The organism is Kitasatospora sp. NPDC047058 (assembly GCF_040643935.1).
GTDB lineage: Bacteria > Actinomycetota > Actinomycetes > Streptomycetales > Streptomycetaceae > Kitasatospora.
This window is the reverse complement of record NZ_JBEYVJ010000651.1, coordinates 1-2,793: the sequence shown is the minus strand read 5'-3', so window position 1 is coordinate 2,793 and position 2,793 is coordinate 1. Positions and strand designations below refer to the sequence as shown.

Genomic DNA, 2,793 nt, shown 5'->3' with positions numbered 1-2,793 from the left:
CCCGAGCGTCCGCCTGGCGACACCGGCCCCGGCGTCCGAACCCTGCTCGACAACGAGCAGTTCAACGGGGCCGTCTTCACCGTCCTCGACAACAACCCCGGCATGGCCGATGGCATGGCCGAGCGCATCGTGACCGAAGCGCTCAAGTTCGTCGCCACCGCCCGCACGTTCCCCAGCGCGCGGGTCACGCCGTCCAGCGTCGTGGACGAGGGGTGGCACGCGCTCATCCTGCACACCCGCGTCTACGCCGAGCTGTGCGACAAGCTCGGTGGGTTCGTGCACCACTACCCGGAGCGGCCCGATCCGACGCGTCACGACGCGGACGCGCTCGCCCGGACCGTGGCCCTGATCGAAGAGGCCGGCTACAGCCCGGACCACGAGCTGTGGACCGGCCCGACCCGCGCCCTGGTGACCGTGGCCGCGAACTGCTCCCACACCCCCATCCCCGGTGGATGCGGGCCGATCAACCCCGGCGGATGCGCGTCGCACTGCAACGGGGGCGGCGGAGGCGGGGACGGAGGCGGCAGCGCCCGCTAGCCTGGGCGCACCGAACTCCGAAAGGGCGGGAACCGTGGACGAGAACGAAGCCCGGCAATTGGCCAACACGCTGCACCGGCTGGGGATTCGGGGAATCGTGTCCCCCGAAGACTTGGACAACCCGGACGGCCAGTGGCGGGTGTACGACAGGAGCGACCCCGTGGTCCGGCGGGACATCACCGACGCAGTACTGACGATCGTCAGTGGCAAGTCCCGCACAGCCGCTGTACCGACGCGAGGATTCGTCGTCCCCGTTCCTCGCTGAACAACGCCTCGAAGACGGCCCGATCGTCCCCTCGCCCCACGGACGGGTGGCCGGGCCCACTGAACGCCTCTCCTCCGCGCCGGCGCGCAGACGCCGGGGGATAGGGAAGAGCAGAGCCCCCGGACAACGCTTGGCGGTGTCACGTCCGGGGGCTCTGTCCTGATGGCTTCTACGAATCAGGTCTTACATAGAGCAGATTCCCTGACGTGAGGACGGCATCTGCTTTGTAAGGCCCGGCGTAAGCCACGGGCTCTGGCGTGCACGGGTCCCGGCCCGGTCTCCATACCCCGACGCCCGCACCCTTTTGGCGTGCTGGCCACTGATACAACCCGAGCGTTTCGACAAACGTCGCAATTTATCTACGACACGATCCGGAGGCCTAGGCCTGCCCTCCAGAATCCGATAGCCGTGCCGTTACTTCCCCTGGGCCTGAGTTGAAAATAACGGAATTTCGGTTCCCTCGCACGTCGAAGTTTGCGCCGCGCCTCTCGCTGTGCTCGGCAAGGCGTTCCTTAATGATGCGCGCAACCGGAGCAAGTTGGGGAATGAGCAGCGCCAGGATGGAGATTCGAATCAGGGCGGCCAGATAGGAGCCAAAAGTAGTGAGTTCAGAAAAGATTGACGGCAAGGTTGCAAAGAGGAAGGTCAAGACCAGGAATGGAACAATGCTCCGACTGTCATTGGCGTCACGACCTGCAGACTTCTCGTGAAACTCTACATTTCCGGCTTCATTATACGAGACCCGCTTCCAGCCGTCGATCGATTCGCCGGTCACCACGATCTGCAAAGCCACCTCCCGCCCCGCCTCCAAATGGCCGATGCCGTACACGACCTCAGCGGGAGAGATCTCACGGTCCGGGTTGCGCGCCACCTTGAGCTCGCGTTCAGGCTCCGGAGATAGGGTGGATTCAAGCACCTTGCAGTCGCCAGGAAATGAGAACCTCAGCTGGTGATCCTTGATCACCTCATTGCCAGCGTTTCTAACATTGAACACAACAAGGAATGTTACTGACCGGGGAATTGTTATACAGGACGCCGATCCGCTGCTGGAATTTCGGATCAACGGAAAAGCTCCCGCCGTCGGCGTGCAGAAGGCACCCATGAGGTGCACGGTCGAGAGTATGAGCAGTGTGATCGTCCTGCTGGAGCTGAAGCCCTCTACGCAGCCGGGGCTCGGCCCGGATGTGGTCGACGTCGCCCCAGCGGTCCTCTGGGTGCACGCCGCGCCGGCGGACCCAGGCGTCGCTGATCCGCCCGCCTCGCCGGATCCCGATCGGCGGGCAGCCAGAGCAGTCGCGGCGGCCATGGTCGGCCTGAGCGCGCGGCCCGCCCTTTCGCGGGCGGGGTCAGAACAGCCGGTGCCCCTTGGCCAGGACGGAGGGCTTGCCGTCGGTGCGGATCCGGCGGAACTTCCGCACGCCGGCGTGCGCCCGGCCGACCCCGACGAAGGTCAGCCCGCCGATGAATCCCACCACCGCCATCAGCAGGAAGGCCGCCAGTTGGTCGGTGCCCCCGGGATCGTGCTCGTCGACGGTCTGCCCGCCCAGGTGGACGACGACGGGCACCGTGGCGAGCAGCGAGGCCAGCAGCAGCCACCCCACGAGCTGGTACGTCAGCCTCTTCGCCCGGGTCTTCGCCCGGCTCTCGACCGTGGCGCCGAACGTGCGCCGGCAGCGGGGGCAGGTGAACGAGACGGCCTGGTCGCCCTTCGGCGGCCGCGTCCTGTCGTCGCCCGACAGGTGGGAGATGCTCCAGGTCACCCTGGTCGTGCCGATCCCGGCCTGCACGCTGACGCGGCAGCCCAGCGAAAGCGCGTAGTGCTCGCTCACCGGGGTCTTCCCTGTTCCCATGCAATCCCCCCAACTGCCGTCCGCGCTCTGCGGGGTGAGCCACGCTACAACGCGCGACCCTGGCCCCGGAGCGGTAACCGGATCGGCGGAGACGTCCCCTCCGGCCAGGTCGGTGTAGTGCTTGGCGCCGTGGAAGTCGTC

The 2,793-nt window shown here is 66.6% G+C and carries 3 protein-coding genes and 1 pseudogene; 2 read left to right on the top strand and 2 right to left on the bottom strand.

All coding sequences use genetic code 11. The features are described from left to right. The coding region (locus ABZ885_RS38805; protein WP_360199559.1) for a hypothetical protein at positions 1–537 on the top strand (537 nt) is incomplete at its 5' end. A 34-nt stretch (positions 538–571) separates the two neighbouring features. After that, positions 572–802, top strand: coding sequence for a hypothetical protein (locus tag ABZ885_RS38800; protein WP_360199557.1), 231 nt, complete (start codon positions 572–574; stop codon positions 800–802). Positions 803–1,181: 379 nt separating this feature from the next. Here the strand turns inward: ABZ885_RS38800 and ABZ885_RS38795 are convergent, their stop codons facing one another. Both ABZ885_RS38795 and ABZ885_RS38790 read right to left on the bottom strand, forming a co-directional pair. Further along, the gene (locus ABZ885_RS38795) at positions 1,182–1,766 is read right to left on the bottom strand and encodes a hypothetical protein (protein ID WP_360199555.1); all 585 of its coding nucleotides are present in this window, start codon (positions 1,764–1,766) and stop codon (positions 1,182–1,184) included. Positions 1,767–2,148: 382 nt separating this feature from the next. After that, positions 2,149–2,793, bottom strand: a pseudogene (locus tag ABZ885_RS38790) (hypothetical protein); the annotation flags it as partial.